Source organism: Nostoc sp. (assembly GCF_036917755.1).
Classification (GTDB): Bacteria; Cyanobacteriota; Cyanobacteriia; order Cyanobacteriales; family Nostocaceae; genus Nostoc.
Map to the genome: position 1 here is coordinate 26,661 of NZ_JBALFC010000157.1, position 25,314 is coordinate 51,974.

Annotated in this window: 25 protein-coding genes and 1 riboswitch; of the genes, 11 read left to right on the forward strand and 14 right to left on the reverse strand. The window is 41.2% G+C overall.

All coding sequences use genetic code 11. The annotated features are described in order from the left end of the window. Positions 1-68 precede the first annotated feature (68 nt). The 5 genes from V7L05_RS33225 to V7L05_RS33245 form a co-directional block, all read right to left on the reverse strand. Positions 69-551, reverse strand: coding sequence for a DUF3368 domain-containing protein (locus V7L05_RS33225; protein ID WP_335170534.1), 483 nt, complete (start codon positions 549-551; stop codon positions 69-71). A gap of 5 nt (positions 552-556) precedes the next feature. After that, entirely contained in the window at positions 557-796 is a 240-nt protein-coding gene (locus V7L05_RS33230) for a hypothetical protein (RefSeq protein ID WP_335170535.1), read from the reverse strand. A gap of 177 nt (positions 797-973) precedes the next feature. Beyond that, positions 974-1,270 carry a hypothetical protein gene (locus tag V7L05_RS33235; RefSeq protein ID WP_335170536.1) on the reverse strand — a complete coding sequence of 99 codons (297 nt, stop codon included), beginning with the start codon at positions 1,268-1,270 and terminating at the stop codon, positions 974-976. Positions 1,271-1,302: 32 nt separating this feature from the next. Then, the gene (locus V7L05_RS33240; protein WP_335170537.1) at positions 1,303-2,643 is read right to left on the reverse strand and encodes a voltage-gated chloride channel family protein; all 1,341 of its coding nucleotides are present in this window, start codon (positions 2,641-2,643) and stop codon (positions 1,303-1,305) included. A 95-nt stretch (positions 2,644-2,738) separates the two neighbouring features. Beyond that, positions 2,739-2,825, reverse strand: a riboswitch (Fluoride riboswitch). A gap of 410 nt (positions 2,826-3,235) precedes the next feature. Further along, positions 3,236-3,484, reverse strand: a complete 249-nt coding sequence (locus tag V7L05_RS33245) for a hypothetical protein (protein ID WP_335170538.1) — start codon at positions 3,482-3,484, stop codon at positions 3,236-3,238. A gap of 82 nt (positions 3,485-3,566) precedes the next feature. On the opposite strand from V7L05_RS33245, the gene V7L05_RS33250 reads away from it, so the two are divergent. The 3 genes from V7L05_RS33250 (at position 3,567) to V7L05_RS33260 (ending at position 5,774) form a co-directional block, all read left to right on the forward strand. Next, entirely contained in the window at positions 3,567-4,109 is a 543-nt protein-coding gene (locus V7L05_RS33250) for a Chromate resistance protein ChrB (RefSeq protein WP_335170539.1), read from the forward strand. 256 nt (positions 4,110-4,365) lie between these two features. Further along, positions 4,366-5,235 carry a zinc metalloprotease HtpX gene (locus V7L05_RS33255; RefSeq protein WP_335170540.1) on the forward strand — a complete coding sequence of 290 codons (870 nt, stop codon included), beginning with the start codon at positions 4,366-4,368 and terminating at the stop codon, positions 5,233-5,235. Positions 5,236-5,351: 116 nt separating this feature from the next. Next, positions 5,352-5,774, forward strand: coding sequence for a hypothetical protein (locus V7L05_RS33260; RefSeq protein WP_335170541.1), 423 nt, complete (start codon positions 5,352-5,354; stop codon positions 5,772-5,774). 259 nt (positions 5,775-6,033) lie between these two features. Here the strand turns inward: V7L05_RS33260 and V7L05_RS33265 are convergent, their stop codons facing one another. Then, positions 6,034-6,198, reverse strand: a complete 165-nt coding sequence (locus V7L05_RS33265) for a hypothetical protein (protein WP_335170542.1) — start codon at positions 6,196-6,198, stop codon at positions 6,034-6,036. Positions 6,199-6,250: 52 nt separating this feature from the next. Between V7L05_RS33265 and V7L05_RS33270 the strand changes: the two genes are divergently transcribed. Beyond that, positions 6,251-7,531 (forward strand): M16 family metallopeptidase, encoded by a 1,281-nt coding sequence (locus V7L05_RS33270; RefSeq protein ID WP_335170543.1) that lies wholly within the window; start codon positions 6,251-6,253, stop codon positions 7,529-7,531. Here the strand turns inward: V7L05_RS33270 and V7L05_RS33275 are convergent. Then, positions 7,504-7,644 (reverse strand): hypothetical protein, encoded by a 141-nt coding sequence (locus V7L05_RS33275; RefSeq protein ID WP_335170544.1) that lies wholly within the window; start codon positions 7,642-7,644, stop codon positions 7,504-7,506. The genes V7L05_RS33270 and V7L05_RS33275 overlap by 28 nt on opposite strands. 45 nt (positions 7,645-7,689) lie before the next feature. Here V7L05_RS33275 and V7L05_RS33280 point away from each other — a divergent pair, with 45 nt between their 5' ends. Both V7L05_RS33280 and V7L05_RS33285 read left to right on the forward strand, forming a co-directional pair. Continuing rightward, positions 7,690-8,553 carry a fructosamine kinase family protein gene (locus V7L05_RS33280; protein WP_335170545.1) on the forward strand — a complete coding sequence of 288 codons (864 nt, stop codon included), beginning with the start codon at positions 7,690-7,692 and terminating at the stop codon, positions 8,551-8,553. 385 nt (positions 8,554-8,938) lie between these two features. Further along, on the forward strand, positions 8,939-9,997 hold the full coding sequence (locus V7L05_RS33285) for a hypothetical protein (protein WP_335170546.1): 1,059 nt from the start codon (positions 8,939-8,941) through the stop codon (positions 9,995-9,997). A gap of 182 nt (positions 9,998-10,179) precedes the next feature. On the opposite strand, the gene V7L05_RS33290 is transcribed toward V7L05_RS33285, so the two are convergent. Then, positions 10,180-10,500: a TMEM14 family protein gene (locus tag V7L05_RS33290; RefSeq protein ID WP_335170547.1), complete on the reverse strand. Its 321-nt coding sequence runs from the start codon at positions 10,498-10,500 to the stop codon at positions 10,180-10,182. 86 nt (positions 10,501-10,586) lie between these two features. Here V7L05_RS33290 and V7L05_RS33295 point away from each other — a divergent pair, with 86 nt between their 5' ends. The 4 genes from V7L05_RS33295 to V7L05_RS33310 all read left to right on the forward strand — a co-directional run bounded on the left by V7L05_RS33295 (position 10,587) and on the right by V7L05_RS33310 (position 17,030). Further along, a complete protein-coding gene (locus V7L05_RS33295; protein ID WP_335170549.1) occupies positions 10,587-11,942 on the forward strand; it encodes an ATP-binding protein in 1,356 nt (451 codons plus the stop codon). 97 nt (positions 11,943-12,039) lie between these two features. Continuing rightward, on the forward strand, positions 12,040-13,329 hold the full coding sequence (locus tag V7L05_RS33300; protein WP_335170672.1) for a tellurite resistance TerB C-terminal domain-containing protein: 1,290 nt from the start codon (positions 12,040-12,042) through the stop codon (positions 13,327-13,329). 249 nt (positions 13,330-13,578) lie between these two features. After that, complete coding sequence (locus V7L05_RS33305) at positions 13,579-14,907, forward strand: ATP-binding protein (RefSeq protein WP_335170550.1); 1,329 nt, start codon at positions 13,579-13,581, stop codon at positions 14,905-14,907. Between the two features lie 803 nt (positions 14,908-15,710). Beyond that, positions 15,711-17,030 carry a hybrid sensor histidine kinase/response regulator gene (locus V7L05_RS33310; protein WP_335170551.1) on the forward strand — a complete coding sequence of 440 codons (1,320 nt, stop codon included), beginning with the start codon at positions 15,711-15,713 and terminating at the stop codon, positions 17,028-17,030. A gap of 292 nt (positions 17,031-17,322) precedes the next feature. On the opposite strand, the gene V7L05_RS33315 is transcribed toward V7L05_RS33310, so the two are convergent. The 6 genes from V7L05_RS33315 to V7L05_RS33340 form a co-directional block, all read right to left on the reverse strand. Further along, positions 17,323-18,927, reverse strand: coding sequence for an NAD(P)H-quinone oxidoreductase subunit N (locus tag V7L05_RS33315; protein ID WP_335170552.1), 1,605 nt, complete (start codon positions 18,925-18,927; stop codon positions 17,323-17,325). Positions 18,928-19,266: 339 nt separating this feature from the next. Further along, positions 19,267-20,328 (reverse strand): WD40 repeat domain-containing protein, encoded by a 1,062-nt coding sequence (locus tag V7L05_RS33320; protein ID WP_335170553.1) that lies wholly within the window; start codon positions 20,326-20,328, stop codon positions 19,267-19,269. 106 nt (positions 20,329-20,434) lie between these two features. Then, positions 20,435-21,406, reverse strand: coding sequence for a CobW family GTP-binding protein (locus V7L05_RS33325; protein ID WP_335170554.1), 972 nt, complete (start codon positions 21,404-21,406; stop codon positions 20,435-20,437). A 666-nt stretch (positions 21,407-22,072) separates the two neighbouring features. Continuing rightward, positions 22,073-22,987, reverse strand: coding sequence for an alpha/beta fold hydrolase (locus V7L05_RS33330; protein ID WP_335170555.1), 915 nt, complete (start codon positions 22,985-22,987; stop codon positions 22,073-22,075). Between the two features lie 239 nt (positions 22,988-23,226). After that, positions 23,227-23,667, reverse strand: a complete 441-nt coding sequence (locus V7L05_RS33335; protein ID WP_335170556.1) for a SufE family protein — start codon at positions 23,665-23,667, stop codon at positions 23,227-23,229. 467 nt (positions 23,668-24,134) lie between these two features. Then, on the reverse strand, positions 24,135-24,644 hold the full coding sequence (locus V7L05_RS33340; RefSeq protein ID WP_335170557.1) for an RNA recognition motif domain-containing protein: 510 nt from the start codon (positions 24,642-24,644) through the stop codon (positions 24,135-24,137). A 407-nt stretch (positions 24,645-25,051) separates the two neighbouring features. On the opposite strand from V7L05_RS33340, the gene V7L05_RS33345 reads away from it, so the two are divergent. Continuing rightward, complete coding sequence (locus V7L05_RS33345; RefSeq protein ID WP_335170558.1) at positions 25,052-25,189, forward strand: hypothetical protein; 138 nt, start codon at positions 25,052-25,054, stop codon at positions 25,187-25,189. Positions 25,190-25,314: the final 125 nt, after the last annotated feature.

The following is a 25,314-nucleotide window of genomic DNA, read 5'->3' on the forward strand; positions in this document are numbered from 1 at the left end:
TACTTTATGCATATTCCAATTCAAAGTGAGATTTTCCAGATAGATGTAGTCTGTGCGATCGCATTCATTTAATCTTCAAAGATGGCATCAAAAAGCGAGCGCTTGACTCTGAAATTAATCGCTATTAAGTCTTGATAAAATTGCTCTAAGTTACTAATAGTAATTTTGCCATCTGTCTGGAGCTTCCTGATGACTGCTAATGTTCCCTTAACATTTAGTCCCAGTCGAGTTGCTTCCTTTCTCGCTGTAAAGTCATCCAAAATAATATAGTCTGTTTCTAATTCAATTCCCAAAGCAATGGCTTCTGATTCACCTCTCCCAAGTCGCATATTTAGACTGTTAGCCAAAGAAATGAATTTAATTTCCATTGCTGCAATTTTGCCTGACTCAATCAAGACTTTTAACTGTTGACAAGCTTTGTCAGATTTAGCACCGATTTCCTCTGCAACAAATATTGGCAAATAAAATTCATCTAAAGAATCGAGAAAAATATCCAGAAAGCTTAAACGTCCTAGAAAAATTAATGGAGAGGAGTTAAAAACAACCTTCACAAAAGTTACCAATTCCTCTCAATTGAAATATCTTGTGGTGTTAGATAGGAAAATTCCAGCCCCATTAGGTCTAATATCTCAATAAATGTATCAGGCTCAATCTCCATAATCTCTGCTGCTTTTTTCAAGCTAATTACTCTAGAAAATAACGCTCCAATAACAAACAGAAATGTTTCCTTCTGCTCAATATTATTGAAAAGTTGGATTTCTAACGCAACGCTTCTTAATACTTCTTTGCTAATCATGAGTCGTTCAACCTACTCACTGGATATGTTTACAGCATAGAGTATACTTATACAGGGATATCTAGATGTAATATTCCGTCTTCACCTACATAAGAACGTATTTTGATACTTCGCATACTCTAACTTTCTGCCATTTGATTAAATATACCAAATAACCGAGTCTGTTGTGCGATCGCTTCACATCGTGGTTGAAAACTTAGCGTTTTGGGTAAGTTTGGTAGAATGGCTTTCCAGCTCTGAATACATGGCAAATAATTCACTAAAAACCTCTTCCCCATTAATTTCTCCACTACTAACAAATCGTTCTACCTCAACTGAACCATCCTCAAAAAATTCCACTTCCCATCGTTCACCAGCCACGGACACATTCACCATAATAGTTTTATCCCGATGATGGGCTAAGGTGTAACTAATTTTCTCTTGTTCCAATTGATTTAGAAATGTAACTAGTTTGCCAAATCCATGATTCTTCATTTTTGAAAATATCCATTAACTGCATCAAAAAATTATTCCTTAGAATTACTTCTTTCTTCTTCACCATCATCAGGTAACTCAATTTTTTGCTCAACTTTTTCTCGTCTATAATTAGCCAAAGTTGCCCCTTCTTCTAAATATACAGCAGAGTATTTACTTAACCCGATACGCTGTGAAGTATAAATTCCAGAATGACCTGAAAATAAATAGCTTACTACACAGCCAATAGCAATAAATACCCCCGATTCCAAACCAAATAGTTCAATTCCCATTAAGGTGGATGCCAAAGGTGTATTTGCTGCACCCGCAAACACACCCACAAATCCCATTCCTGCTAACAGTGGTGAAGGTAATGCTAAAAGCAACGACAAGGCATTACCTAAAGTTGCACCAATAAAAAACAAAGGGGTTACTTCCCCGCCCTTAAAACCTGCGCCTAAAGTTAAAGCAGTCAGACCTAATTTTGCTGCAAAATCCCAAGGAGGTAGTTGAGTATGGAAGGAATCAACAATAGTAGGGATACCAAGCCCAATGTACTTAGTTGTTCCACTCAAACCAACAATTGCTGCTATTATCACACCGCCTATTAAAGGACGCATTGGAGGATAAGATATCTTTGCTTTAAATAAGTGACTGATTTTGTGAGTTACTTTAGCAAAAAATATTGCGACTATTCCAAAGATTGCACCTGCAATAATGGCAGAAATCAGCCCCCAAATTGTGAGCGTCGGTATAGACGGCGCGTGTCGGTATGCTGTATGATGCAAACCCCATAGTAAGGTTACTTGATTTCCAACGATCGCAGCAATTAAAGAGGGAAAAAGGGCATCATAATTAATTTTACCAATCGCTAAAACTTCCAGACCAAATACTGTTCCAGCTAAGGGAGTACCGAAAACTGAAGCGAATCCCCCACTGATACCTGCCGTTAACAGAATTCGCCGATTGGCTCCTTGAAAATGTAATATTTTAGTTAACTGGTCTGCCAAAGAAGCACCCATTTGTAATGCTGTACCTTCACGACCGGCTGAACCACCAAATAAATGGGTTAGGTCTGTTCCTAGTAAAACAAGAGGAGCCATACGGAAAGGAATAATCTTTTTGGGGTTATGAATTTCTTCAAGTAAAAGGTTATTTCCAGCTTCTACAGTCCGACCGAATTTATGATAAATCCAACCACTCAAGAAGCCACCAAGGGGTAGCAAGGCGATAATCCACCGATGCGATTCTCGCCAATCAGTTGCCCATTCCAATGATGCTAAAAGAGCCGCAGAAGCTGTTCCAGCAAGAATGCCAACCACAATGGAAATAGGCAACCACTTAATCAGGTGGGGTAATGCAATAAATGGTTCAAATTGACGAAAGTGTTTCATCCCATGACTCCTGGAGGTGCGATTTGTAGAGTTACACTTTCTACAGGGGAGTCAGGTAATGCATTTAGCCAAGCCCTACTCTCCCGCAGTCAGCGAGGAAAGTAGGAGCCATCAGCCTTCCAGTTATTAATTTAACCTGCACTGGAAAGGCGGTTTTGGCGAGCTCCATCGCCATTAATTTGACTTTAATTCAAGGATACCATTTTTGCTTTTGGTCGAATTTAATATTTGTTTTTTTGAGTCACTAATAATAATACAGCCGCAATGCCCTTCGGCGCAGGCTCAGGGTAAGACCTGCGGTGGCCACTGACTTACAGCAGATTTCAAGGAAAGTGAAGTACACAAGCTAAGTCTCAAACTCAGGTATAAAGCCTGTTTTACTTCTGAATTCTGACGCCTCGGCGGAGCGTCTCCGGCTCCGCTCCTTAATTCTGAATTCTGCTGTAATTGCTGGGGTCAATCTAAAATCTAAAATCCAAAATTGTTTGACTCATGCCTAGATGCAAACCATAAAGGGCAAATAATCCCCAAACTTGCCAAGGTGTCTGCACGAAAGCGAAGCCCAGATACCCAATAATCCAAAATTGTGTGACTACATCAGTTCTGTAATTCTTGAGAACCAATATGTGATTTCTGCATCACTGAAGGTAGTCAATCGGGCAATTTCTCTTGCCAACTGGTAGGCTTTCTCGCCTTGAGGATGTTGAGCCAAACTAGCATGATTCAGTAAAACAGCTTTCAAATCCCCTGGATATGCAGGTAAGTGACAATTCCCGTGAGGTTCCATCCTTTGGATAATGGGACTCCAGTCAATGCTGCCAACTTTATGGTTCAGATTCATAAATTTTTATAAATGCAACAGATGTTTCATAATTAGACTAGCAATAAGATAAAATGAATGCAACACTTGTTACAATACCTCTATGGATAGAGAATCTTGGAACCTATTGGTGTACAAAGTACCTGCTCAACCTTCAACGCAACGGGTGTATGTTTGGCGTAAACTTAAGGGATTGGGCGCACTTTACCTACAGCAGTCGGTGTGCGTGCTACCACAGCGAGAAGATTTGCAGCAGCATTTGAAAGAGTTGAAAGCAGACATTACAGCAGGTGGCGGTGAAGCAGATTTATTAACCATTTGGATTGATCAACCTGAGCAAAATGCTATGTTGATGGATCGTTTTCAACAGCAGGCAGACCAAGAATATCAAGAGTTTTTGGGGCAATGTCGGGATTTCCATAGCGAATTGAGCGAGGAACGGGAAACAAGTAACCTCACTTTTGCAGAGTTGGAAGAGAATGAGGCGGAACTAACTAAACTGCGTTCTTGGTTGCCAAAAATCCGCGATCGCGATTTGTTTGATGCACAAGGATATTCACAAGCGACTGAAGCTTTAAAGGCGTGTGAATTAGATTTTCAGCTATTTACCGAACAGGTGTATCAAGCACAAGGGATAGACTCTTAAACCCTTTTATTTACGATAAACAATTTATTCCTATAGATAGATGCGTTTTTAGTATCTATAAAGCTTAATTTGATTACCAATAGATAAGTATCAAAAACAACTAAGTTAATGTTTATAAAAGTTAAGTGGGAAAACCGTACTTATCTAATAGGTTTTCTGTACCATATATCTAAATTTAGCTGGATAGAATCAAAGTGTAGCTTAAGTAATGCTGTTTTCTCAAAAATTTACACAGCATTAGCAGGAGAGCAAAAATATGACAAATCAATTGAAAACGGCTGCTTTGCTAGCGGCGCTAAGTGGTCTTTTAATCGCAATTAGTTACTGGGTAATTGGCGGTTCTAGTGGGTTGATTATCGGAATTGGGTTGGCAGCAGCAACAAACCTATTTTCGTGGTATCAATCAGATAAGATTGCGCTGGCAGTATACCGCGCCCAGCCTGTGAGTGAAAGGGAAGCACCAGGACTTTATCGGATGGTGCAGAGATTGAGCGATCGCGCTAACATTCCTATGCCCAAAGTTTACATTGTCCCTAGCCTTGGTGCTAACGCCTTCGCTACTGGACGCGATCCTGAACACGCTGCTGTGGCTGTTACTGAAGGGATTTTGAATATATTGCCAGAGGACGAACTGGAAGGCGTTATCGCCCACGAACTTACCCACATTATTAATCGTGATACCCTCACACAAGCCGTTGCTGCTACTGTCGCTGGTGCGATCTCATTCTTAGCGCAAATGGTGAGTTACAGCCTATGGTTTGGCGGTGGTTCACGAGATGATAATAGAGGTGGAAATCCTTTGGGAGTTTTGTTAACAGTAATCCTTGCGCCAGTGGCTGCGACGATTATTCAGCTAGCAATTTCGCGCACACGAGAATTCTCGGCTGATGCCGGTTCTGCGAGATTAACTGGTAATCCCCGCGCCTTAGCTAGGGCGCTACAACGGTTAGAAGCCTCAGCAAAGCAGATGCCTTTAAATGCCAATCCAGCTTATGAGCCGTTATTAATTATCAATTCTATCTCTGGACAGTTTTTGGGTAACTTGTTCTCCAGTCACCCTGCTACAGAAGTGCGAGTTGCAGCATTGCTGAAATTAGAGCAACAACTACCAACAAAAGCTTACTAATTTGTCATTTGTCATTAGTCATTTGTCCTTTGTGAAATTAACAATGACTAATGATTATTAGTATAGGGTGCAGTTTTTATCCGAGAGTAAGCTTTGTAATTAAGGATGTTTTAACTATGACTGCTAACAAGATTGAATCCTTTAAACCCACAGTAATTGAATCCAACAAATCAATAGTAATTGTCGGAATTAGTTCTCAAAGCGACGAATTAGTAGAAATCGAAATGGCTGGCGAAAGTGATGAAGTGAAGCGCGAAACCAAAGCGCTGATTGAGGCGCTAAAAAGACGCGCTGAAGCTGAGTCAGCAGGTACTCTGACGCGTGAAACATATTTGAAAGCTGTGCGTCAAGCACGGGAATTAATTGAAGGAAGAAAATTGATGGAACGCGATCGCTTAGAAGACTCGTGGGCAATAATTCAGGACGAAGCTGAGAGAAACTGGCACTTAATGATGAAAGATGTAATAGACTTCAACTTTCGCCTGCAAAAGGCGGCGATCGCTGCTTGGGAAACCTTCAATAACCCTTACTCTCGTTAAAATAATTCGTAATTCGTAATTCGTAATAGAGCCTCCGGCACGCTACGCGAACGTAATTAAGTTTTGTGACGGGGATTTCAATTAGGCATTCAATTCGTGCTGCCTGTCTTACTGGGGAATTAAAAGAGCGGTTAGAAACTGCGTCCACACAGGCAAAACCCGCCCCCATAAATAGAATTTAGTTGCTCTGCCTAGCGCGGCTATCTTGGTCAATACCTTGCAATGGCAATGCATCGGCTTACAATGTTAATGCGTCGGCTTACAATGTTAATGCGTCGGCTTGCAATGTTAATGCGTCGCGTTGCAATGCTAATGCGTCGGCTTGCAATGCCAATGCGTCAGCTTGCATTAAAAACGCTACGCTTTTATGCAACTTTGGCGCACAGCGATCGCTACTTGAAAGCAGGGGCTTGCGTTCATTCATTTTCGGTGACAGATAAGATAAAGAAGTAACATAGCTCCTCACACAAGTAGCAATGACTTCAACCCTGCGGAAATTTCCTCGTCTTAATACCCCAACCCTGCATCAGTTGCCGAATGGTTTGACAATCATTGCAGAGCAGATGCCAGTTGAAGCTGTAAACCTCAACGTATGGATTAAAGTTGGTTCAGCAGTCGAATCTGATGCCATTAACGGCATGGCTCACTTTTTAGAGCATATGATTTTTAAGGGAACAGAACGACTGGCTAGCGGCGAGTTTGAACGTCGAATTGAAGAGCGGGGTGCTGTTACCAATGCCGCTACTAGCCAAGACTATACACATTACTATATAACCACTGCGCCCAAAGATTTTGCCGAACTTGCTCCACTACAAATAGATGTAGTATCTAATGCTAGTATTCCTGATGATGCTTTTGAACGTGAACGATTAGTAGTTTTAGAAGAAATTAGACGTTCAGAAGATAATCCCCAGCGCCGTACATTTCGACGGGCGATGGAGACAGCCTTTGATGAGTTACCTTATCGCCGTGCAGTATTGGGGCCAGAATCGGTGATTGCCGAACTTAAACCCCAGCAGATGCGAGATTTTCATACTAATTGGTATCAACCCCAGTCAATTACTGCTGTAGCTGTGGGCAACTTGCCTGTGGAAGAATTAATTGCAACCGTTGCCGAAGGATTTACAAAAGCCACTAAAACTCCCCATTCCCCACTCCCCACTCCCCACTCCCCACTCCCCACTGAATCACCATTTACAGAAATTGTCCGTCGAGAATTTAGAGATGAAAGTCTCCAGCAAGCAAGGCTAGTGATGGTTTGGCGAGTTCCAGGAATGACTCACTTAGATCGCACCTATGGACTGGATGTTTTAGCAGGAATTTTGGGACATGGACGGACATCAAGACTGGTGAGGGATTTACGAGAAGAACGGGGATTAGTTTCTTCAATTTCTGTGAGCAACATGAGCAATCAGTTGCAAGGGACATTTTATATTTCAGCTAAATGTGCAGTGGAAAATTTAGCACAAGTAGAGGATGCGATCGCACAACACATTCGCCAAGTACAAACCGAGTTAGTAACAGAATCAGAAATTGCCCGCGTGGGGCGGCGAGTAGCGAACAGATTTATTTTTGGTAATGAAACACCAAGCGATCGCGCTAATTTGTATGGTTATTATCAGTCTTTAGTGGGAGATTTGGAACCCGCCTTTAACTACCCAGCGATCATTCACAGCCAAGATGCAACTGACTTGATGCAAGCTGCCAAAGAGTATCTTTCCCCAGATGCTTATGGTGTAGTTGTCGTCAAACCGTAAATTAGCGAATGGGGCATTGGGCATTGGGCATTGGGCATTGGGCATTGGGCATTGATTATTCTCCTTGTCTCCCTCATCTCCCTCATCTCCCTCATCCCCCTCATCTCCCTCATCCCCTACTCCCTACTCCCCATTCCCCACTCCCCAATTATTTAATCATGTGGACTCAAATCGATGCTCATATTAGCCAGGTGACGGGCGAAAAATTTCAGAGTCAGCAACGGCGATCGGTTGGTGGCGGGTGCATTAACCAAGGTTATGCTGTTTCCAATGCTCAGATCACCTACTTTGTCAAGATTAACCAAGCATCCCAAATTGCAATGTTTGAGGCTGAGGCATTGGGTTTAAAGGAAATGCTAGCAACAACTAGTATTCGCCTCCCAAAACCTATTTGTTGGGGTGTAGCTGTGAATTCTAGTTACATCGTGCTGGAATGGTTAGAACTTGGTAGCGGTAACAGCAATTCATGGGAAGAGATGGGGCGCAAGTTGGCGGCAATGCATAAAGCTAGCAGTAGCGAAGGTTTTGGTTGGAAAATTAACAATACTATTGGTTCAACGCCCCAAATCAATACTTGGACAGCAGACTGGGCAGAATTTTATATTAAACATCGCCTCGGTTATCAATTTCAGTTGGCAAGGCGACGGGGAGGAAATTTCCCCCAGCAAGAAAAATTACTCGTAGCTATCCCGGAAGTATTGGCGAATCATCAGGTGCAACCTTCCTTAGTACATGGTGATTTATGGGGTGGAAATGCTGGGTGTACTGCGTCAGGAGAACCCGTAATTTTTGATCCAGCAACTTATTTTGGCGATCGCGAAGTTGATATTGCCATGACAGAATTGTTTGGTGGGTTCCCCGCAGCGTTTTACAAAGGTTATAACGAAGTCTTTCCTTTAGATCCAGGCTATGAGCAGAGAAAAACCGTCTACAACCTGTATCACATTTTGAATCACTTCAATTTATTTGGCGGCGGTTATGATTCTCAAGCGAACCGAATGATTGGCCAAATTTTGCGCTAACTACAGCATTTCAAATTCGTAGCGAATTAAATTTAGTAATATTCTGCAATACTAATGCGTCAGCTTGTCTTGTGAATGCGTCGGCTTGCTTTGTGAATGCGTCGGCTTACTTTGTGAATGCGTCGGCTTGCTTTGTGAAAGTATCGGCTTGCTTTGTGAATGCATCTCAATACAATGCCAATGTGTTATACCATTTCACTTTAATACTGTCCAGTGGACGTGTCCAGTCTATCCAGTGGACAGTCTATCACGCAGCGATCGCTAATCGTGTGCTAGTTCTGATTGCATGTCGTCATAAACCTTTTTCCCGCCGACGAGGGCGATCACAACTATTATATTTTTGTTAAAAAGAGTTTAATAGCGCTAGTTATTAAGGGTTAATGTTATGACATACTGTTTTGCTTGGAAATACGGGGATACTGTTTACCTCTTGGCTGATACCGCAGCTACTAAATCATCTCCACCAAACTTTGATCAATCAAGCTTTGGTCAACTCCACGACAAAGTTAGGGGTGAGTACGTTGAGGAATCGCAGTTAAAAATTGTACCTATAGCACCCGACACAGCTATAGCTTTTGCAGGCGATGTTCAATTAGCAACAGCAATTATTGAGTTTCTGAAAGAAAATTTTTGCAGTGCAGAAACATTTGCGAATTTATTCGGAAAGGTAAATGCCAGTTTGGGGCCATTTGATCCTAAGCGATTTGTTGAATTGTTATTAGCCTATGCACCCTCGAATGGTGATCCAAAACTTATGCATTGGGACTCAAAGCATGGATTAGACAGTAACCAATTTGACTACTATACAATTGGAAGCCTCACTTCCTATCATGCCGCTTTAACACCACAAGTACTATCAATGTTAGTTAATGGTAAGTTGGCATCGGACAGGATTCTGCCAATGATCATTGCTATCGTACAGTCGTATGGTATCCATAGTAATATCATTGAGCAAAATGTTGGGGGAATTATTTTTGGACTTCGAGTTTGCAATGGGGAAATAATTTGGCAAGAAGATACAAACTTTGTTCTATACAATTCTACTGCCGATAAATTTGAGACTCTTGACTGGATATCAGCCTTTGTTTGCGATGATGTACTAGTTCTAAATTCGTCAATCACCAATGATATTCGAGGTTTCGCACATTCCGTTTCAACACCATCAATTCAAGTTTGGCAAGAGTCTTGGAATTCTTTTATTGTTAGCCATATCAACTCAGATAAGTATCGTTATTGGGTATTCTTGTCCACCGCAACAAAAGTGATTACAGTCTTGCGCCGGGATAATTTCGATAGTGAGAATAATTACTTTAGCTTACGGTACCTTGGGGATGGAAATTTCTCCTTTGGTTTAAGTCAGGAATTAATGGCACTACTGATGGAACCCCTTATGGACCGTGGTGACGGCAGTCTTCCGTTCAGATTGAATTTTCGCAATGCCTGATATTACCCCGCATTAAAAACGCTACGCTTTTACCGCAAAACTTTACTCAGTACACGATTAGAGAAACACAGGAACACCCAATTGCTTGATTCACTGCTGTAAATCATCACCTCCCTCACTCTGAAAGAACGTCTTAATAGGTGACAAAAAATAGGAGGGTGGTTATTGCTTGGAAACTGATGCTACCTTAAAGCCACAATTTGATTCACCATCACCGCCAATGCCAGCACACCCAAAATCGTCATTAACCCCGCAGGCATAAACTTACGTGTTTTAGCCAGTCGAAATGCAAATACTACTACTAAAACACTAGTAACTAACACTGCTAAAATCGAACCCCAGGTTTGCCCTTGGAGTTGAAAGTAAGCCGCAAGCATTAGTAATAAACCGCTAATGCTACCACTTAATAGTGAAACCCTACTTCTAGCCTGAATGTAGCCAATAATGCCACCAACAACCGCTAATATGCCGTAGGCAAAAGCAGCAACTATACCTAAATTCATTGTTAAAACCGATGTAGATTTTGACTTTACTGCCACGTCAGCAGACAATTTACCATAGCTATTTAGCTATACCACACAGTTGATTGATGGATAATCAAGCGATGCCAATGGCAAATACTTCCTCATATACAAAGGTTCACTATCTCCAGCGCCAAGCAGCCTCACTTTTACTGTACCAATCTGTTCTGCAAGGTGAAGCGGGGACGGCGTTTCTGGAACTGTTGCAAGCTATACGTTACACTGATGCCGATGCACGGGGTTGTCTCCAAGCCTACGGAAGTTACTTCCACGCTTTGGCTGCTAGAAATCAAAACTGGGAAGACTATTTAATTACTCAACTTCTCTTCTCTGAGAATCCTTTTACAAGGGTAGCCCAAGTGCGAGAATTTGAAGATTTACCTCCAGCTTTAGTAACAGCAGTTCAGCATGATTTACAAATATTGCAAAGTCTCAATGAATGTAGCAGCGCTTCTTTGAGCGAGTGGATACAAGGCATAGCTCAGATGCCGATTTCACCAGTAGTATGGTATAAAGAGCAAGAATTGGTAGGAGTAGAGACAAAGTTCGCTACATATCTACAAGACTTAGATAATTGGGGTGATGCTGTAGAAGAGTTAGCAGCTTATTATCGGCAATATGGCTCTGGTTTATTTGCAGAATATCGGGCTTTACGCTGGCAAGCTGGACAGTTTATTGGTATTCGGTATTCTGACCCGATTAAGCTGAGTGCGCTTGTCGGTTACGAGTCTCAAAGAGATGCTTTGCTAAAAAATACAGAGTTTTTATTATCAGGAGAAATGGCACTCCATGTATTACTTTATGGTAGTCGCGGTTCTGGCAAATCTTCTTTGGTGAAATCTTTGTTGAATGAATTTAGCAATCGCAGTCTCCGCCTGTTGGAAGTAGCAAAATCTGATTTAAAAGACTTACCAGAAATTGTGGAACATTTACGGGGTGTGTCACAAAAGTTTATCATCTTTGTCGATGATCTTTCCTTTGAAGAAGATGATGATGCCTTTAAAGCCCTCAAGGTAGTTTTAGAAGGTAATTTAACCGCGCGGCCTCAAAACGTAGTTGTGTATGCTACTTCCAATCGCCGTCACTTGATTCGGGAGTTTTTTGTGGATAGACCTGCCCCCAAGGATAACGAAGAAATCCATGCCTGGGATACGATGCAGGAGAAGCTTTCGTTTAGCGATCGCTTTGGTTTAACTTTGACCTTTGAACCAGCCAATCAGAAAACTTATTTAAAGATTGTACAACATCTAGCCGCCCAAGCTGAAATTAATATTACCCAAGAAGATTTGGAATTTCAAGCATTACAGTGGGCAACTCGCCACAATGGTCGTTCTGGACGCACAGCACGGCAGTTTATTGATTTCTTAAAAGCAGATTTAACACTTTCTCATGCCAATAAAAACACATCCAACACCGAACATTAAGTATTTTCTTATGTGCATTTTAATTACGAATTACGAATTATAAATTAGTATGAGAGCTACTTATTCTGATAATTTAACTACGCTAAAAACCAGCAAGATGCAATCAGTAATGATCAGCAATCGATTGATATTAGGGATAGTTGCCTTTAGTGTGAGTTTTGGCCTTAGCCTTGTCCCAAACTGGGATTTTAATAAAGCCTTTCTCACAGGTATAATTACTGCTGTTACTATCTACGCCGCAGTATTATTCGTAGATAAGCGGCGCCGAAATTATGAAATGTTTGTTTTAGGTTCTCTCCGCAAGCGAATTAAAGATATGGAGGGATTGAAGGCTCGTGTTGTCAGAGAAATCAATCAAATCGAAGAACATCATAATTTATTATATGCTGAGTCACAACAACTGCAAAATCAAGTAACAGAAAGCCGTAACCAAAGGGATAGTCTACATCGAGAATTAAGAACTTTTGCCGGACAAAAAAAGCAGTTAGAAACCGAAATTATTAGCCTGCAAACTGAAATTAATAACTTGCAGAAAAATCAAGCAGAATTGAACAATGCTTTTTCTGTCCTCACAGCCGAAAAGCGCCGTCTAGAGTCGAATTGTAATGTATCTCGCAGTGAAATCACCCTGTTGCAAAGTCAAATTTCTGAACTCCAGCAGGAGAAACAAGAAATTGAAAGCAATTTAACTCTTTTAGGCAGACTCAAACCCCAATTAGAAGAAAAACTATACGAACTCCGAATTGCAATTCAAGAGCTAGAAGTTGAGACAAACCAAAAAAATCAATTGCTGATAGCGACAAAAACCGAAAGAGAAAATATCCAAACTATCCTGAATTCTTCACAAATCGAACTAGCAGAAAACAAAGCCGAATTACAGCAGTTACAAGGGCAAATTTCATTATTGCAAGAAGAACGAGACTCATTGCAAAATCAAGTATGGGAATTACTTCAACAAATAGAAACGTTCAATACAGAGCCTTTGTCTGATAATTCCCAAGAAGATGATATCGAATTGTTTCCTTTTTCTGAAATGATTGAATCTTCAGCAATCATAGACACATCGGAAGTTGACATATCGGAGAATATACCGCAAGAGTGGACTAAGTTTCTAGAAAATCTCCCAGGATATGAGTTGCAAGTATTAAAAGCTATAGTCGAACAAGAGAATCCCAAGGCTGCTATTAAAAAAATTGCCGAAGCAAACATCACTATGCCGAATCTATTAATCGATTCTATAAATGAACGGGCAAATGATATTATTGGTGAATTAGTAATTAATACAGATTCGGAAAGTCCAAAAGTTGATCAGGAGCATATAACGTATGTCAGAAAAATAATTGCAATCTATGAAGACCTCATGGCTAGACATCCTTCGTCAAATTAAATTATTATTGCCGTCGTCAGATTAGTAGTAAGGTGAATATATATCTAACCTACGCGAACATCTCACCTTTGCAAATATACCAAGCGATTAGAAATCGCGGCTACACAAACGAAGTCCGCCTGCGCGGACTATAAGAATTTGAAACCCACGGAGGTGGGTTTTGTCTGTATAGCCCCGAATTATATTCGCCAGGGCTAGGGGTATTTTTATTGCGTGCTTATGCGTTTAGAATAAAGTGAAGTGTAATACATGGCAAAGCTCAAAATCTCGAAAAAAATCTCCACTGCTTTAATCAATTCCCTTGGTGCGGGAGTAGTACCAAGAGTGGGAGTTGAATATATAGCAGTAGGTCGAGAAAAAGAACTCAAAAGCCTATTACAAAATCTCGATGATATTGCAGAAGGTGTAGCAGCATTTCGCTTCGTAATTGGTAACTACGGTTCCGGGAAAAGTTTTTTATTACAACTAATTCGCAACCGGGCGATGGAGCAAGGTTTTGTAGTAGCTGATGCTGATTTATCCCCTGAACGCCGATTGACTGGAAGCAAGAATGAAGGTGTAGCCACTTATCGAGAATTAATGAGCCACCTAGCTACAAAAACTCGTCCTGATGGTGGAGCTTTAGTCTCGATTTTAGAAGGATGGATTAATAAAATTCAACAAGATGTGGTTAAAGAAACTGAAATGCGTCCGAATGAGGATGGTTTTGATGACCAAGTTGAATTGAAAATTAGAGAAGTAGTTCAGTATATTGAAGACTTAGTTCACGGTTTTGATTTTGGTAGCGTGGTTATCGCTTATTGGCGTGGCTATCGATTGGACGATGATAATTTAAAAAATGCCGCGATGCGCTGGTTGCGTGGAGAATTTACTACTAAAGTTGAGGCGAAAGCAGCTTTAGGAGTGCGCGTTATTATTGATGATGATAGTTGGTATGACTACATCAAACTGTTTGCTAAATTTGTCGCTGAGATTGGCTATAAAGGGCTGTTAATTTTAGTTGATGAAGCTGTACATTTATATCAAATATCTACTACGGTTACGCGGGAAAAGAATTATAATCGACTCCTCGCAATGTTTAATGACACCATGCAGTGCAAAGCTGAACATCTTGGGATTGTTGTTGGTGGAACAACTAAGTTTTTAGAAGACCCCAAACGGGGACTTTTTGCAGACCAAGCTTGGCAAAGACGTACAAAAGAAAGCCGTTTTGTTGCACAAGCTAATGTTCAGGAATATTTAGGGCCAGTGATTCGGCTAAATCCGTTGAGTGAAGCAGAAATATTGACGCTTTTGCAACGTTTAGCTGAGATTCATGCACTCAATTTTGGGTATGAACAGACTTTGACAAATCGTGAGTTGAAGGAGTTTGTGCAAGAAGTTATTAATCGCTTGGGTGCAGAAGCATTGCTGACACCAGGGGAAATTGTGCGAGATTTTATGAGTGTGCTGAATATTCTTCACCAAAATTCAGGAATTGCGTTTGGTGAATTAATTCATGGCTCTAAATTTAAACCGACTGCTATGGGTAAGGATGCAGATGTGGATGAGGATGGCGCAGCAGAATTTAGTTTGTAGTTTACTCTCTAGTAATTGGTAAGCCAAGCCAATCGCTGAGTTCATGAGCTAGCCAGTCAAGCTTTCCTGCTTGCTCTTGCCCCACTGTAAGATTACTTAATAATAGCGGTTCTCGGTTTAGTAAGGTACAAGAACCCCACCCCCAACCCCCTCCCCGCAAGCGAGGAGGGGGCTATCATGTATCTCATGTGATTAGGAAACGCTAAAGTATTAGGGAGATGAAATTAAAAGTTTTTTGAGTGATTCATCAGACATCCCTTCAATGGCACTGATTTTACTTTTACTTGTACACTAACAGAGATTAAATTATTGCGATCGCAATAAGTTACAAGAATTTTCAGGTAAATAGACCACGCGGTAGGGGCACAGCAATGCTCATTCGTGTCAACTTAAGATCAAAGCCAGTAAGAACCTATCCCACTAATAAGATTTGTGCTACAAAGCTTAAGCTGATTGAGAACTAAAAACGAAAAATCAAGGTTTTCCAGCACATTTTACGAAAATAAGTAGAGATTTTTATAAAAATACAAGGGCAATAATAACTAATTTTAGGGCGATCGCCTTCTTGAAAGAGGATATTCAACTCTAGTGAAAGTGAAGATTGGTGGTTAATTTCCATCCTGTAGCGATCGCCTCCGTGGTCAAGTAGCTGTGAGAATGTTGCTGTTATCAGAGTTTTTGGGAACTATAGGATTGTCAGACTAGAAACTTCTCAGTCAGTGTGCCAATAAAATAGAGGTGACTTGGCTGCGATCGCACGGCAATAGTGAATAAGTAACAATGAGTAAAATTAATTTAAATACATGAATTACAAGCCAGATATAAAAATGCTTTATTTACCAGAAGATAGTTTAATTTTAGTAGTGGATGATACTAATACAAATTTAGAATTTGTATTTGAGGTATTAACTAATGTCCGCTTTGAAGTTCTTACAGAAAATGATGGAGAAAGGGCAATTAAGCAGGCTGAATATAGACTACCTGATTTGATTTTGCTAGATGTAATGATGCCGGGAATAGATGGATTTGAAACCTGCAAAAGGCTGAAAAAAAATTCAGCTACTTGTGATATTCCCGTAATTTTTATGACGGCAAATTCTGATACGGATAGTAAGGTAAAGGGTCTAAGTATAGGTGCAGTTGATTACATCACTAAACCCTTTAATGAAGAAGAATTATTAGCTAGAATTAAAACCCATCTTCAATTACGAAATCTCACAAAAACTTTAGAAAAACGTGTTGCAGAAAGGACAGCAGCGTTGTCTAGGGCGTTAAAAGAGCTACAAGAGTCTCAACTTCAGCTTGTACAGACAGAAAAAATGTCTGCCCTTGGTCAATTAGTAGCAGGAGTTGCTCATGAAATTAATAATCCAGTTGGTTTCATTCATGGCAATCTCGGACACGCTTCAGTATATTTCCAAGACATGATTAACCTCATTGATCTCTATCAGCAGCACTATCCTAATCCGGTTCCAGAAATTCAAGAGAAAATTGTAGCGATAGATTTGAAGTATATGCTTTCCGATCTACCTAATTTAATTTCCTCAATGCAAGAGGGTGTTCAGCGCATTCGCAACATTAGTACCAGTCTGAGAATCTTTTCTCGATCAGATAGCGATCGCAAAGTTTATTGCAACATTCATGATGGCATTGACAGCACAATCATGATCCTTAAACACCGCTTAAAAGCATCCGAGCATCGACCCGATATTCAAGTAATTAGAGATTACGATAATTTGCCAGAATTAGAATGTTTTATTGGACAACTAAATCAGGTATTTATGAATTTGTTAGCTAATGCTATTGATGCTTTAGAGGAGTCTAATGCCGGACGCACCTATACTGAAATTGAAGCAAATCCCAATCAACTTTTGATTCAAACCACTCTGACTGAAGATAAAAATCATATCTTGATTCGGATTAAAGATAATGGCATGGGAATGTCAGCTGATATCCAGCAAAAAATCTTTGACTATTTATTCACCACCAAGGCTGTGGGTCAAGGCACAGGATTAGGATTATCAATTGCCCATCAAATTGTTGTCGAAAAACATGGAGGAACTCTGGAAGTAAATTCAACACTAGGACAAGGTTCAGAGTTTATCATTAAGCTTCCTATTTAAATCCCAATACAGTTCAGTTAAGCATTTCTTCCTTCTCTCTGTCTTCTCTGCGCCTCTGTGGTTCGTTAAAAAAATTGACTTTCACAAAGAGTTTTAGCCTTAACTGAACCGTATTGATTTAAATCCGGGCTGTTCCTCTCGGTTAAATTATGGGCTTAATGTGAATTTTAACAAAAAGAATATATTCCCAAATTGGGAATATTATCTAGGACTAAAGATATGACAAACGCCTGTCTGCTTATTAGCAAACAGGCGTGTCTTTGAATACAAACTTTGGTTGAGATTCCGGTTATTAAATCTTCTCAGTAGAATCAACTGAGGGTTGAGACTGACTAACCGAATCTAACTTTGGCAAAAGCAGTAGATTTTGTGGTTTTACACTACTGTTGATTGTTGCTTGCAAAATTGGGGTATGGGAGATGGAATTGTTAGCCAATGTAAACAGTGGATTTGACAAAATCCCTGCTATGGAAGTGGCAATTAATGTTACCACCAAACCGACCTGCAAAGGTCTTAGCCCAGGCAAATCCCAACGCACTTGTGGATAATTCTTCACCGCGTCGGACATTTCATGGGGTTCTTTGACAACCATCATCTTAACTACGCGAATGTAGTAGTAGATGGAGACGACGCTGGTAACTAAGCCCAGCAAAACTAACCAATAAAGTCCTGCTTGCCAACCAGCCCAGAATAAGTAAATCTTGCCGAAAAACCCAGCGAATGGTGGAATACCACCCAAGGAAAGTAGGGAAACACTCAATCCCAGTGTTAGGAGTGGGTCTTTTTGATATAAGCCAGAGTATTCGGAAATCTGGTCGGTTCCGGTTCGTAGTGAAAACAGAATGATGCAGGTAAAGCCGCACAGATTCATGAACAGGTAAACCAGTAGGTAAAATATCATACTGGCATACCCTGCCTGTGTACTAGCAATCAAGCCAATCATCACAAACCCAGCTTGGGCAATGGATGAATAAGCTAGCATCCGTTTCATGCTGGTTTGGGCTAGGGCGACTACGTTACCCAAAATCATGCTGAGAACGGCCAGAGCAGTGAAGACAAACCTCCACTCGTCAGCAACAAGGGGGAAGGCTGTTGCCAGCAAGCGGATGGCTAGGGCAAACCCAGCTGCTTTGGAACCGACAGATAAAAAGGCGATTACTGGGGTGGGAGCGCCTTCGTAAACGTCTGGTGTCCACTGGTGGAAGGGTGCAGCAGAGATTTTGAAGCCAATACCAGCGATCGCAAAAACCAGGGCAATCACTAAACCTAAAGATTGTCCGACTTTAGCTGTGGCAATGCCATTAGCGATCGCACTTAATTCAGTTTGTCCTCCAGATAGTCCATACAGCAGTGATACACCGTACAAAAATATTGCCGTGCTGGAAGCTCCAATTAACAAGTATTTCAGCGCTGCTTCATTGGAGCGGGGGTCACGCTTGGTATAACCTGTCAACAAATAAGAGGAGATACTCAGGGTTTCTAGGGAGATGAAAATCATCACCAACTCACTAGCCCCGGATAAAAACATCCCTCCTAAAGTAGCACTCAGCAAAATAGCGATGAATTCGGCTAAAGGGGTGCCACTCTGCTCAACGTAGCGAATTGACATCAGTATAGTAGCGATCGCAGACAAGGCAATAATCCCGCGAAAGACGATACTCAGGTCATCACCGTTAAAGCTACCAGTAAAACCGATGGGATTAGGAGAGTCCCATTGAAAATATAGGGCGATAATCGAAGCAAATAAACCAGCGATCGCTAGATATCCAATCCAGCGTGCGGATGTACGCCCCAAAATCAAATCAACAATCAAAACCCCCAAGAGGGTGAGAATAACAATCCCCTCTGGTAAAATCGTTCCAGCGTTCAACTGGGATGCAATATTAGCAAAATCCATGAGATGTATAGGTTTTGGCGATTAGACGTTAAGGCTAACTCTGTTCACTCTAGCAAGTTTTCTAATTCCGGGACTAGCTATTTTAACAAGAGCTTAACAGCTTGGGTATAGATGGCGATCGCCAAGAAGCGAGGGCAAATGGAATAGAGCCTCCGGCACGCTGACGCGCTAAGCGAAGCTATGCCGAAGGCTTTACGCGGCTACACAAACGAAGTCCGCCTGCGCGAACTAAGGAAAAAATTAAGGTTTTTTACCCACGGAGGTGGGTTTTGCCTGTGTAGACGCGGTTTCTAACCGCCCTTTTAATTACGAATTACGAATTACGAATTAGGAATTATTTTAACTCCGCCCAAATCCCTGACCCCGCAAAACCTTTGACCATACAACTAATTCGCCCTGCTCACCGCCTGCGGCCAGTAACTTGCCTTGGGGATGCCAAGCTAGGGTAGAAAATCCTCCTGAGACACCTGTGATAATTTGGGATACTTCCTTGGCTTGCTTCCACAAACACAACCAGCCGTCAGCAGCAGCAGAAGCGAGAAGGAAGCTTTTGGGTGCAAAGGCGATCGCATTGATCACACCCACATGATTAGTTAAAACTCGCGCTTCCCAACCTAAAGAATCATCCTCTAGCTTTTCCCACACCACAATACCTTCAACGCTAGAAGATGCCAGTATTGGCGCACCTACTTTCGTGGTAGCTTCTGACCATGCCAATTGGCGAATTTTACCAGGGAAGCCACGCATTACCCAAGGGTCGGGGTTGTTCCATTCCAAAACGGTGACACTCCGATCCATATTGCCAGAAGCCAGGAATTTACCATCGGGCGACCAAGCCATAGCTAAACTGACAGTAGTCATATCTAAGTTGTATGGGTCTTCATCCCAGTTTTGACTATGCCAAATTTTGACTCCTTTATAACCACTAATGGCTAAGTATTGTCCGTCAATGCGCCAATCTATACCCAATACTGAAGAGTTGTCGAAATTCAGCGTCACGACAATTTCATGAGTATCTGCATCCCAGACTTGGACATAACGCCCCAAACTAAAAGCTAGTTGGTTACTAGTGTAATTCCAAGCTAGCTTGTCAACCCATGCAGGGGCATTTGACAACGTGGCGATTAATTCAGTGTCGCGCCAAATTTTCACCTGTCCATCTTGTCCGCCAACAGCTAAAAATTTTCCATCTGGCGAAAATGCCAGACAGTCTACTGATTTACCGTTAGCAGTTTGCAAGGTTGTGAGTTCGCCATCATTCCACAGAACGACTTCCCCGGCGGCGGAAGTTGCTGCTAAAGTTTTACCTTGTGGCGACCAGGCGATCGCAGTTACATAATCTGAAAGTGTCCCCGAATAGTGTTGTTCAAATTCCTTAGATTTGCTGGTTGTGGAGTTCATATTTGTAAAGGGGGAGTGGGGAATGGGGAGTGGGGAGTGGGGGAGAAATGGGGAATGGAGATTGGTAAATTCCCTACTCCCTACTTCCTACTCCCCACTTCCTAAATTAAGCTAGACAAGCGAGAAAATCTTGCTTGAGTTGGGCTGCATCAAGGTTGCGACCGATGAAGACTAGTTCGTTTTTGGGAGTTTCACTTGGTTTCCAGGGGCGATCGGGTTTGCCATCAAATATCATGTGTACTCCTTGGAATACAAATCGATTATCTTCTCCAGCAATATTTAAAATGCCTTTCATCCGAAAGATATCTGGGCCTTGGGTACGCAGTAACTCGGAAATCCAAGCGTTTAATTTTTCTCCATCGACTGCACCCGCTTCTAATAAAGCCACAGAAAAGACAGTTTCATCGTGTACGTGGGCATCTTCGCCTAAGAAATTTGGATCAATTTCTAATGCGCGGTCTAAATCAAAGGCTTTTACACCTAATAAAGCATCCATTCCTAGTTCAGAATTTTGGGTACGGTAGATTTTTGCGATCGCATTCATCGCCCGAATCCGTTTTTCTAATTCATCCAACTCTTCTGGCGCTACTAAATCTGTTTTATTAAGTAAAATTACATCGGCAAAAGCAATCTGTTCTTGGGCTTCGTCTGCATCCCAGTGCTGCCAAATATGCTTCGCATCTACCACTGTCACCACCGCATCTAAAGACAGTTGGCTTTGTAAATCTTCATCAACAAAAAATGTCTGAATCACTGGTGCAGGATCGGCTAATCCAGTCGTTTCAATTACTAAATGGTCAAATTTATCGCGCCGCTTCATCAAATTGCCAATGATCCGAATTAAATCGCCGCGCACTGTACAACAGATACAGCCATTGTTCATTTCAAATATTTCTTCATCTGCATCGATAATCAATTGATTATCAATACCCACTTCCCCAAATTCATTGACAATCACAGCAACTTTTTTGCCGTGTTCGTAGGTGAGGATGTGATTGAGTAGAGTCGTTTTACCTGCTCCCAAATATCCTGTAAGAACAGTAACGGGAACTGAATTATTGATTACGTCAGCCACCATACTCTAAATTCCCCTTATCTCACCTTATGGATAATCATTATCGCCTATGATAAATCTTTTTATATTTTTGTGCGAACTTGCTATTATTTTGGGTTTCAGCAAAATCATCACATAATTTAATCAAGAAACATTTTATTTTTATGCATCTATAATAAGCAATAAATATTCACAAATTGGGGTAGCCTGATAGGAATATTGCATACAAGCCGACCTATTCCTTTGGAGAACTCATAGAGTAGCCGCAGAAGCATCTACAGACTTCTCGGAAGTCGCAGGTTATTATTTTGACAATGCTGCAGAAGCTATAGCGCTAGGACTTACGCAAAATATCTCTCAAACTCTGATTTACACCGAAGTTCGGATCGACAAGCTCAAGGATATGGAGAAGAATTAAATATCACTGATACCGGGTAAGATTCAAAGGGGAGCATCTCAATGAGTGTAAAAAGCCTTGTAAAACCTCACCCCAACCCTCTCCTTGGTAAGGAGAGGGAGCAAGAATCTTGTTTTTCATCTGGTATATTTGCTTTCACTGAGATGCTCCCGATTTCAAAGCCTCTCTCCTTTTAGGAGAGAGGTCAGAGTATATTGCATACAAACGAGAAGCGCTATCTGATAATAATTATCGCAAACAATAAAATCATACTTTGATGGATAAGTGAGGATTTAATTTTCTGAAGAGAACAAAAAGTCTTGAACTGCTTCTAAAATAACTGCTGGGTATTCTTCATGTAGTCCCAAAGAACCAGGAATGACAACGCTTCTCACTCCTGGTAAGGCTACCAAAGCGTTCATTTCTTCTCGTGATTTGGGGGGGCTAGATTCCCCAATTACTACCATGAGCGGTACGGTTAAAGACTGCACAAGTTGCAGAAAATCAGATTGTTCGTGTACAGCATCGAGATTACCAGTTACAAAGGCAGCAGATGCAAATCGCGCTCCTGGTTGTTGAGTTGTGTGCCACTTCTTCTCAATGAAACTGGGTGTAATATTAGCTGCGTCAGTAAAGACATGACGGCGGTACATAAAACTTAAGAAAGATTGGGTAGTGTTGAGTTTGTAGAGAGCTTGACCAAGTATAGGCGATCGCACTAATTCTCTCACAATCCCAGCTATTTGCTGACTTGCCCCCATTGTCGGCAAAGGCCCACGCCAAGTAGGAGCTAACAACAAAATTCTTGAGAAAGCAGCAGGTTGTTTCACAGCTAATTGTAAAACGTAACTAGCAGCATGACCAGCCGCGATCGCAGTAATAGGAGTATTAAAAATAGCTTTGACAAAATCTTCCAGAAATTGCTGATATATTTCCGGTCGATAATTCAAGCTAGGGCGAGAAGATTGTCCAAATCCAGGCCAGTCTAAGGCTACAACTTGAAAATTGGGAGCTAGTAACTTGGCAAGTTCGCCCATTTCCAAGCGCGTGGAAACAGTGCTGAAAGCTGGTAGTAGCAATAGCGGTGAACCTTTACCGAGGGTTTCATAAACAACGCGCAATTGCTTATTTTCCCAATTCCAAAGATATTCTTGAACTACTCCACCCAAGCCAATAGCAGCAGAGGTAGATAATAAATTTGTTGGCATGAGACTAAATTTATTATTAAGAGTGAGAATTAAGAGTAAAGCAGAGCTATTTCATTCTCATCTAGTCCGCCTCAGAATGAATTCTGAGTCTAATAGCGAAAGTCGTCTTAAGACGACTGAGAAAAGATTATAGTCCGTTTTAACGGACTTGAGCTATTAGCCCGGAACTGAAGTTCCGGGCGGTTTCTGTCTCGAACGAAATAGCACTGAAGACACGATTAATCGCGTCTGTGATTTGTTTAATTAGGCAAATCTAACTTACATTCCAATGCTTTTTTTTGCATGGTTTTAAAAATGTTGTAAAATCCATTAGCACGGGAAGGTGTCAGACTAACGTTTAAACCTGTTTCTTGAATAAAATCTGGAGTAAGCTGGACAATTTCAGTTGGCGTTAGTCCATCCAATCCTTCAACCAGAAGCCCTACTAATCCTTTGGTTAACTGAGAATCGGAATCGCCTTCAAAAACAACCTTACCGTCATCCAAGGCTGCTGTGATATAAACTTGAGACACGCAACCAGGAACTTTATTTTCGGGTAATTTATCAGCTTCTGGGAACTCATTGAGCTTCTGAGCATACCAGATTAGCTGTTCATAGCGTCGCTTTGGTTCGGAAGCGCGTTGAAAGCGCTGGACAATTTTAGCGAGTGCAGGTGGCAAAGAATCTAGAGTTGAGGACATAACAGAAGCTGCAAATGATCGGTATCACCTTGAGTGTAGATTATCTTTAGAGCGATGCCTACGGCGGGCTGCGCCTACGCGCTGACCGTTCACCAAGGCATATCAGCTAGCTATAACAACCATATCTTGACTATAACTTGTCAAATCCAGAGAATTGCTGCGATCGCATTCACATCCATCAAGTTTTTTTAATGCGTCTAATCACAAAAACTTAATTTTCTTTTAAGTACAACATTTCTTTAATTCCTAGCCAATTTACTGCGTGTCTACCGTTCGCGCAGTGTTTAAATTTAAACCCTCAATTAGCCACTATTTGGCGATGAGATGCTTAGGTTGGGCTGCGCCTACCTACTTACAAAATTAGCTGCAAGTTCATTAAACTAAGCAGCTAGATAATTATCAATAATTAAAAATTAAAAATCAAAAAAAATTCTGATTTTTAATTTTTAATTTCTCTCCCTTAAGGATTAATTCGTAGTTTGTGCAGCTAGCATCTGCTTCAGCTTTTCTAATTCCGAAGCCCAGCGAGGATCTGGACGAATAGTGTCTGAATCGGTAGTCGTGGTGCTGCTTTCACGAGAACCACCGCCACCGCTACCGCCACGACGAGGCTGCTTCTTAGAGCTTTTCTCACGACGGCTACCTTCTTTGTTAGGGCTAGGAATGGGGGTACTACTAGCAAGAGTAACTGGTTTAGGAGCTTGCTCCTCGCCCTCATCACCCTTTGTACGAGGTAATGCCTTTTCTAGCTTAATAGGAGTGTCTTTGAACATCTGACCATTATATTTTTCAATTATTTCGTCAGCTTGTTCGTCGTTGTTGACTGTCAGAAAACCAAAACCACGGCATTTGCCAGTTTTGCGGTCTTTAATTAATTTAGTAGTTACAGCATCACCTTCTGCTGCAAAAACTGCTTGCAGATCTTGACGATCTATTTCATCTTTAGGCAAATTACCTATATATAGGCGAACGGACATGAACTATACCTCCAGAGTTGAATGAACATGGCAAGGCAAGAAAACAATCATTTAGCTTTGGCTTTTAAATAGATGCTATTGACCAAGACTGCCATTAACCAATTTTTTTGCTCGAAACTGTCAACCTATACAACAATACAGTTTTTCGTCGGGATCAAGCTTGTTTAATCCAAAGGCTCACACTATTGTGAGCTAATAACACCTTAATTCTAAGAATTGTAAATTTAATAGTCTAGTACCTGCTAGAGTACACGCTTTCTTCCATGCATGCCCTTTTTCGCAGAATCAAATACCATTCCTTACATTATCACGGTATTTTCTACGTAGCTAGTCTAGCGCATACATTTCCGACTTAGTATTACTGCATCGTAACATAAAACACATTTTTTTATTCCAGGAGGCATATTTTGAAACAAAAACCAGCCAGTGGCTGGTTAATTTGCTGCTGTGTTGGCAGGGTAAAAGGTATGGAGGTAGGGAAAAAGCATCCGAATTCACAACTAAGCTGTGGTGCTGAGTTACGTCGCCTGCTCTGGTTTGTGTAAATAAATGTAACATTTGGAAACAAAACCTGCAACTTTTGTTTACATTCCGATTTGTCCTTTGTCCTTTGGTAATGAACAATGAACAATGCCCAATGCCCAATGCCCAATGACCAATGACCAATGCC

What these genes read in the sequence shown, in the direction of transcription:
- V7L05_RS33230 (WP_335170535.1), bottom strand. Translation starts at nt 796, where the DNA reads ATGATTAGCAAAGAAGTATTAAGAAGCGTTGCGTTAGAAATCCAACTT.
- V7L05_RS33235 (WP_335170536.1), bottom strand. Translation starts at nt 1,270, where the DNA reads ATGAAGAATCATGGATTTGGCAAACTAGTTACATTTCTAAATCAATTG.
- V7L05_RS33240 (WP_335170537.1), bottom strand. Translation starts at nt 2,643, where the DNA reads ATGAAACACTTTCGTCAATTTGAACCATTTATTGCATTACCCCACCTG.
- V7L05_RS33245 (WP_335170538.1), bottom strand. Translation starts at nt 3,484, where the DNA reads ATGAATCTGAACCATAAAGTTGGCAGCATTGACTGGAGTCCCATTATC.
- V7L05_RS33250 (WP_335170539.1), top strand. Translation starts at nt 3,567, where the DNA reads ATGGATAGAGAATCTTGGAACCTATTGGTGTACAAAGTACCTGCTCAA.
- V7L05_RS33255 (WP_335170540.1), top strand. Translation starts at nt 4,366, where the DNA reads ATGACAAATCAATTGAAAACGGCTGCTTTGCTAGCGGCGCTAAGTGGT.
- V7L05_RS33260 (WP_335170541.1), top strand. Translation starts at nt 5,352, where the DNA reads ATGACTGCTAACAAGATTGAATCCTTTAAACCCACAGTAATTGAATCC.
- V7L05_RS33265 (WP_335170542.1), bottom strand. Translation starts at nt 6,198, where the DNA reads ATGAATGAACGCAAGCCCCTGCTTTCAAGTAGCGATCGCTGTGCGCCA.
- V7L05_RS33270 (WP_335170543.1), top strand. Translation starts at nt 6,251, where the DNA reads ATGACTTCAACCCTGCGGAAATTTCCTCGTCTTAATACCCCAACCCTG.
- V7L05_RS33275 (WP_335170544.1), bottom strand. Translation starts at nt 7,644, where the DNA reads ATGAGGGAGATGAGGGGGATGAGGGAGATGAGGGAGATGAGGGAGACA.
- V7L05_RS33280 (WP_335170545.1), top strand. Translation starts at nt 7,690, where the DNA reads ATGTGGACTCAAATCGATGCTCATATTAGCCAGGTGACGGGCGAAAAA.
- V7L05_RS33285 (WP_335170546.1), top strand. Translation starts at nt 8,939, where the DNA reads ATGACATACTGTTTTGCTTGGAAATACGGGGATACTGTTTACCTCTTG.
- V7L05_RS33290 (WP_335170547.1), bottom strand. Translation starts at nt 10,500, where the DNA reads ATGAATTTAGGTATAGTTGCTGCTTTTGCCTACGGCATATTAGCGGTT.
- V7L05_RS33295 (WP_335170549.1), top strand. Translation starts at nt 10,587, where the DNA reads ATGGATAATCAAGCGATGCCAATGGCAAATACTTCCTCATATACAAAG.
- V7L05_RS33300 (WP_335170672.1), top strand. Translation starts at nt 12,040, where the DNA reads ATGCAATCAGTAATGATCAGCAATCGATTGATATTAGGGATAGTTGCC.
- V7L05_RS33305 (WP_335170550.1), top strand. Translation starts at nt 13,579, where the DNA reads ATGGCAAAGCTCAAAATCTCGAAAAAAATCTCCACTGCTTTAATCAAT.
- V7L05_RS33310 (WP_335170551.1), top strand. Translation starts at nt 15,711, where the DNA reads ATGAATTACAAGCCAGATATAAAAATGCTTTATTTACCAGAAGATAGT.
- V7L05_RS33315 (WP_335170552.1), bottom strand. Translation starts at nt 18,927, where the DNA reads ATGGATTTTGCTAATATTGCATCCCAGTTGAACGCTGGAACGATTTTA.
- V7L05_RS33320 (WP_335170553.1), bottom strand. Translation starts at nt 20,328, where the DNA reads ATGAACTCCACAACCAGCAAATCTAAGGAATTTGAACAACACTATTCG.
- V7L05_RS33325 (WP_335170554.1), bottom strand. Translation starts at nt 21,406, where the DNA reads ATGGTGGCTGACGTAATCAATAATTCAGTTCCCGTTACTGTTCTTACA.
- V7L05_RS33330 (WP_335170555.1), bottom strand. Translation starts at nt 22,987, where the DNA reads ATGCCAACAAATTTATTATCTACCTCTGCTGCTATTGGCTTGGGTGGA.
- V7L05_RS33335 (WP_335170556.1), bottom strand. Translation starts at nt 23,667, where the DNA reads ATGTCCTCAACTCTAGATTCTTTGCCACCTGCACTCGCTAAAATTGTC.
- V7L05_RS33340 (WP_335170557.1), bottom strand. Translation starts at nt 24,644, where the DNA reads ATGTCCGTTCGCCTATATATAGGTAATTTGCCTAAAGATGAAATAGAT.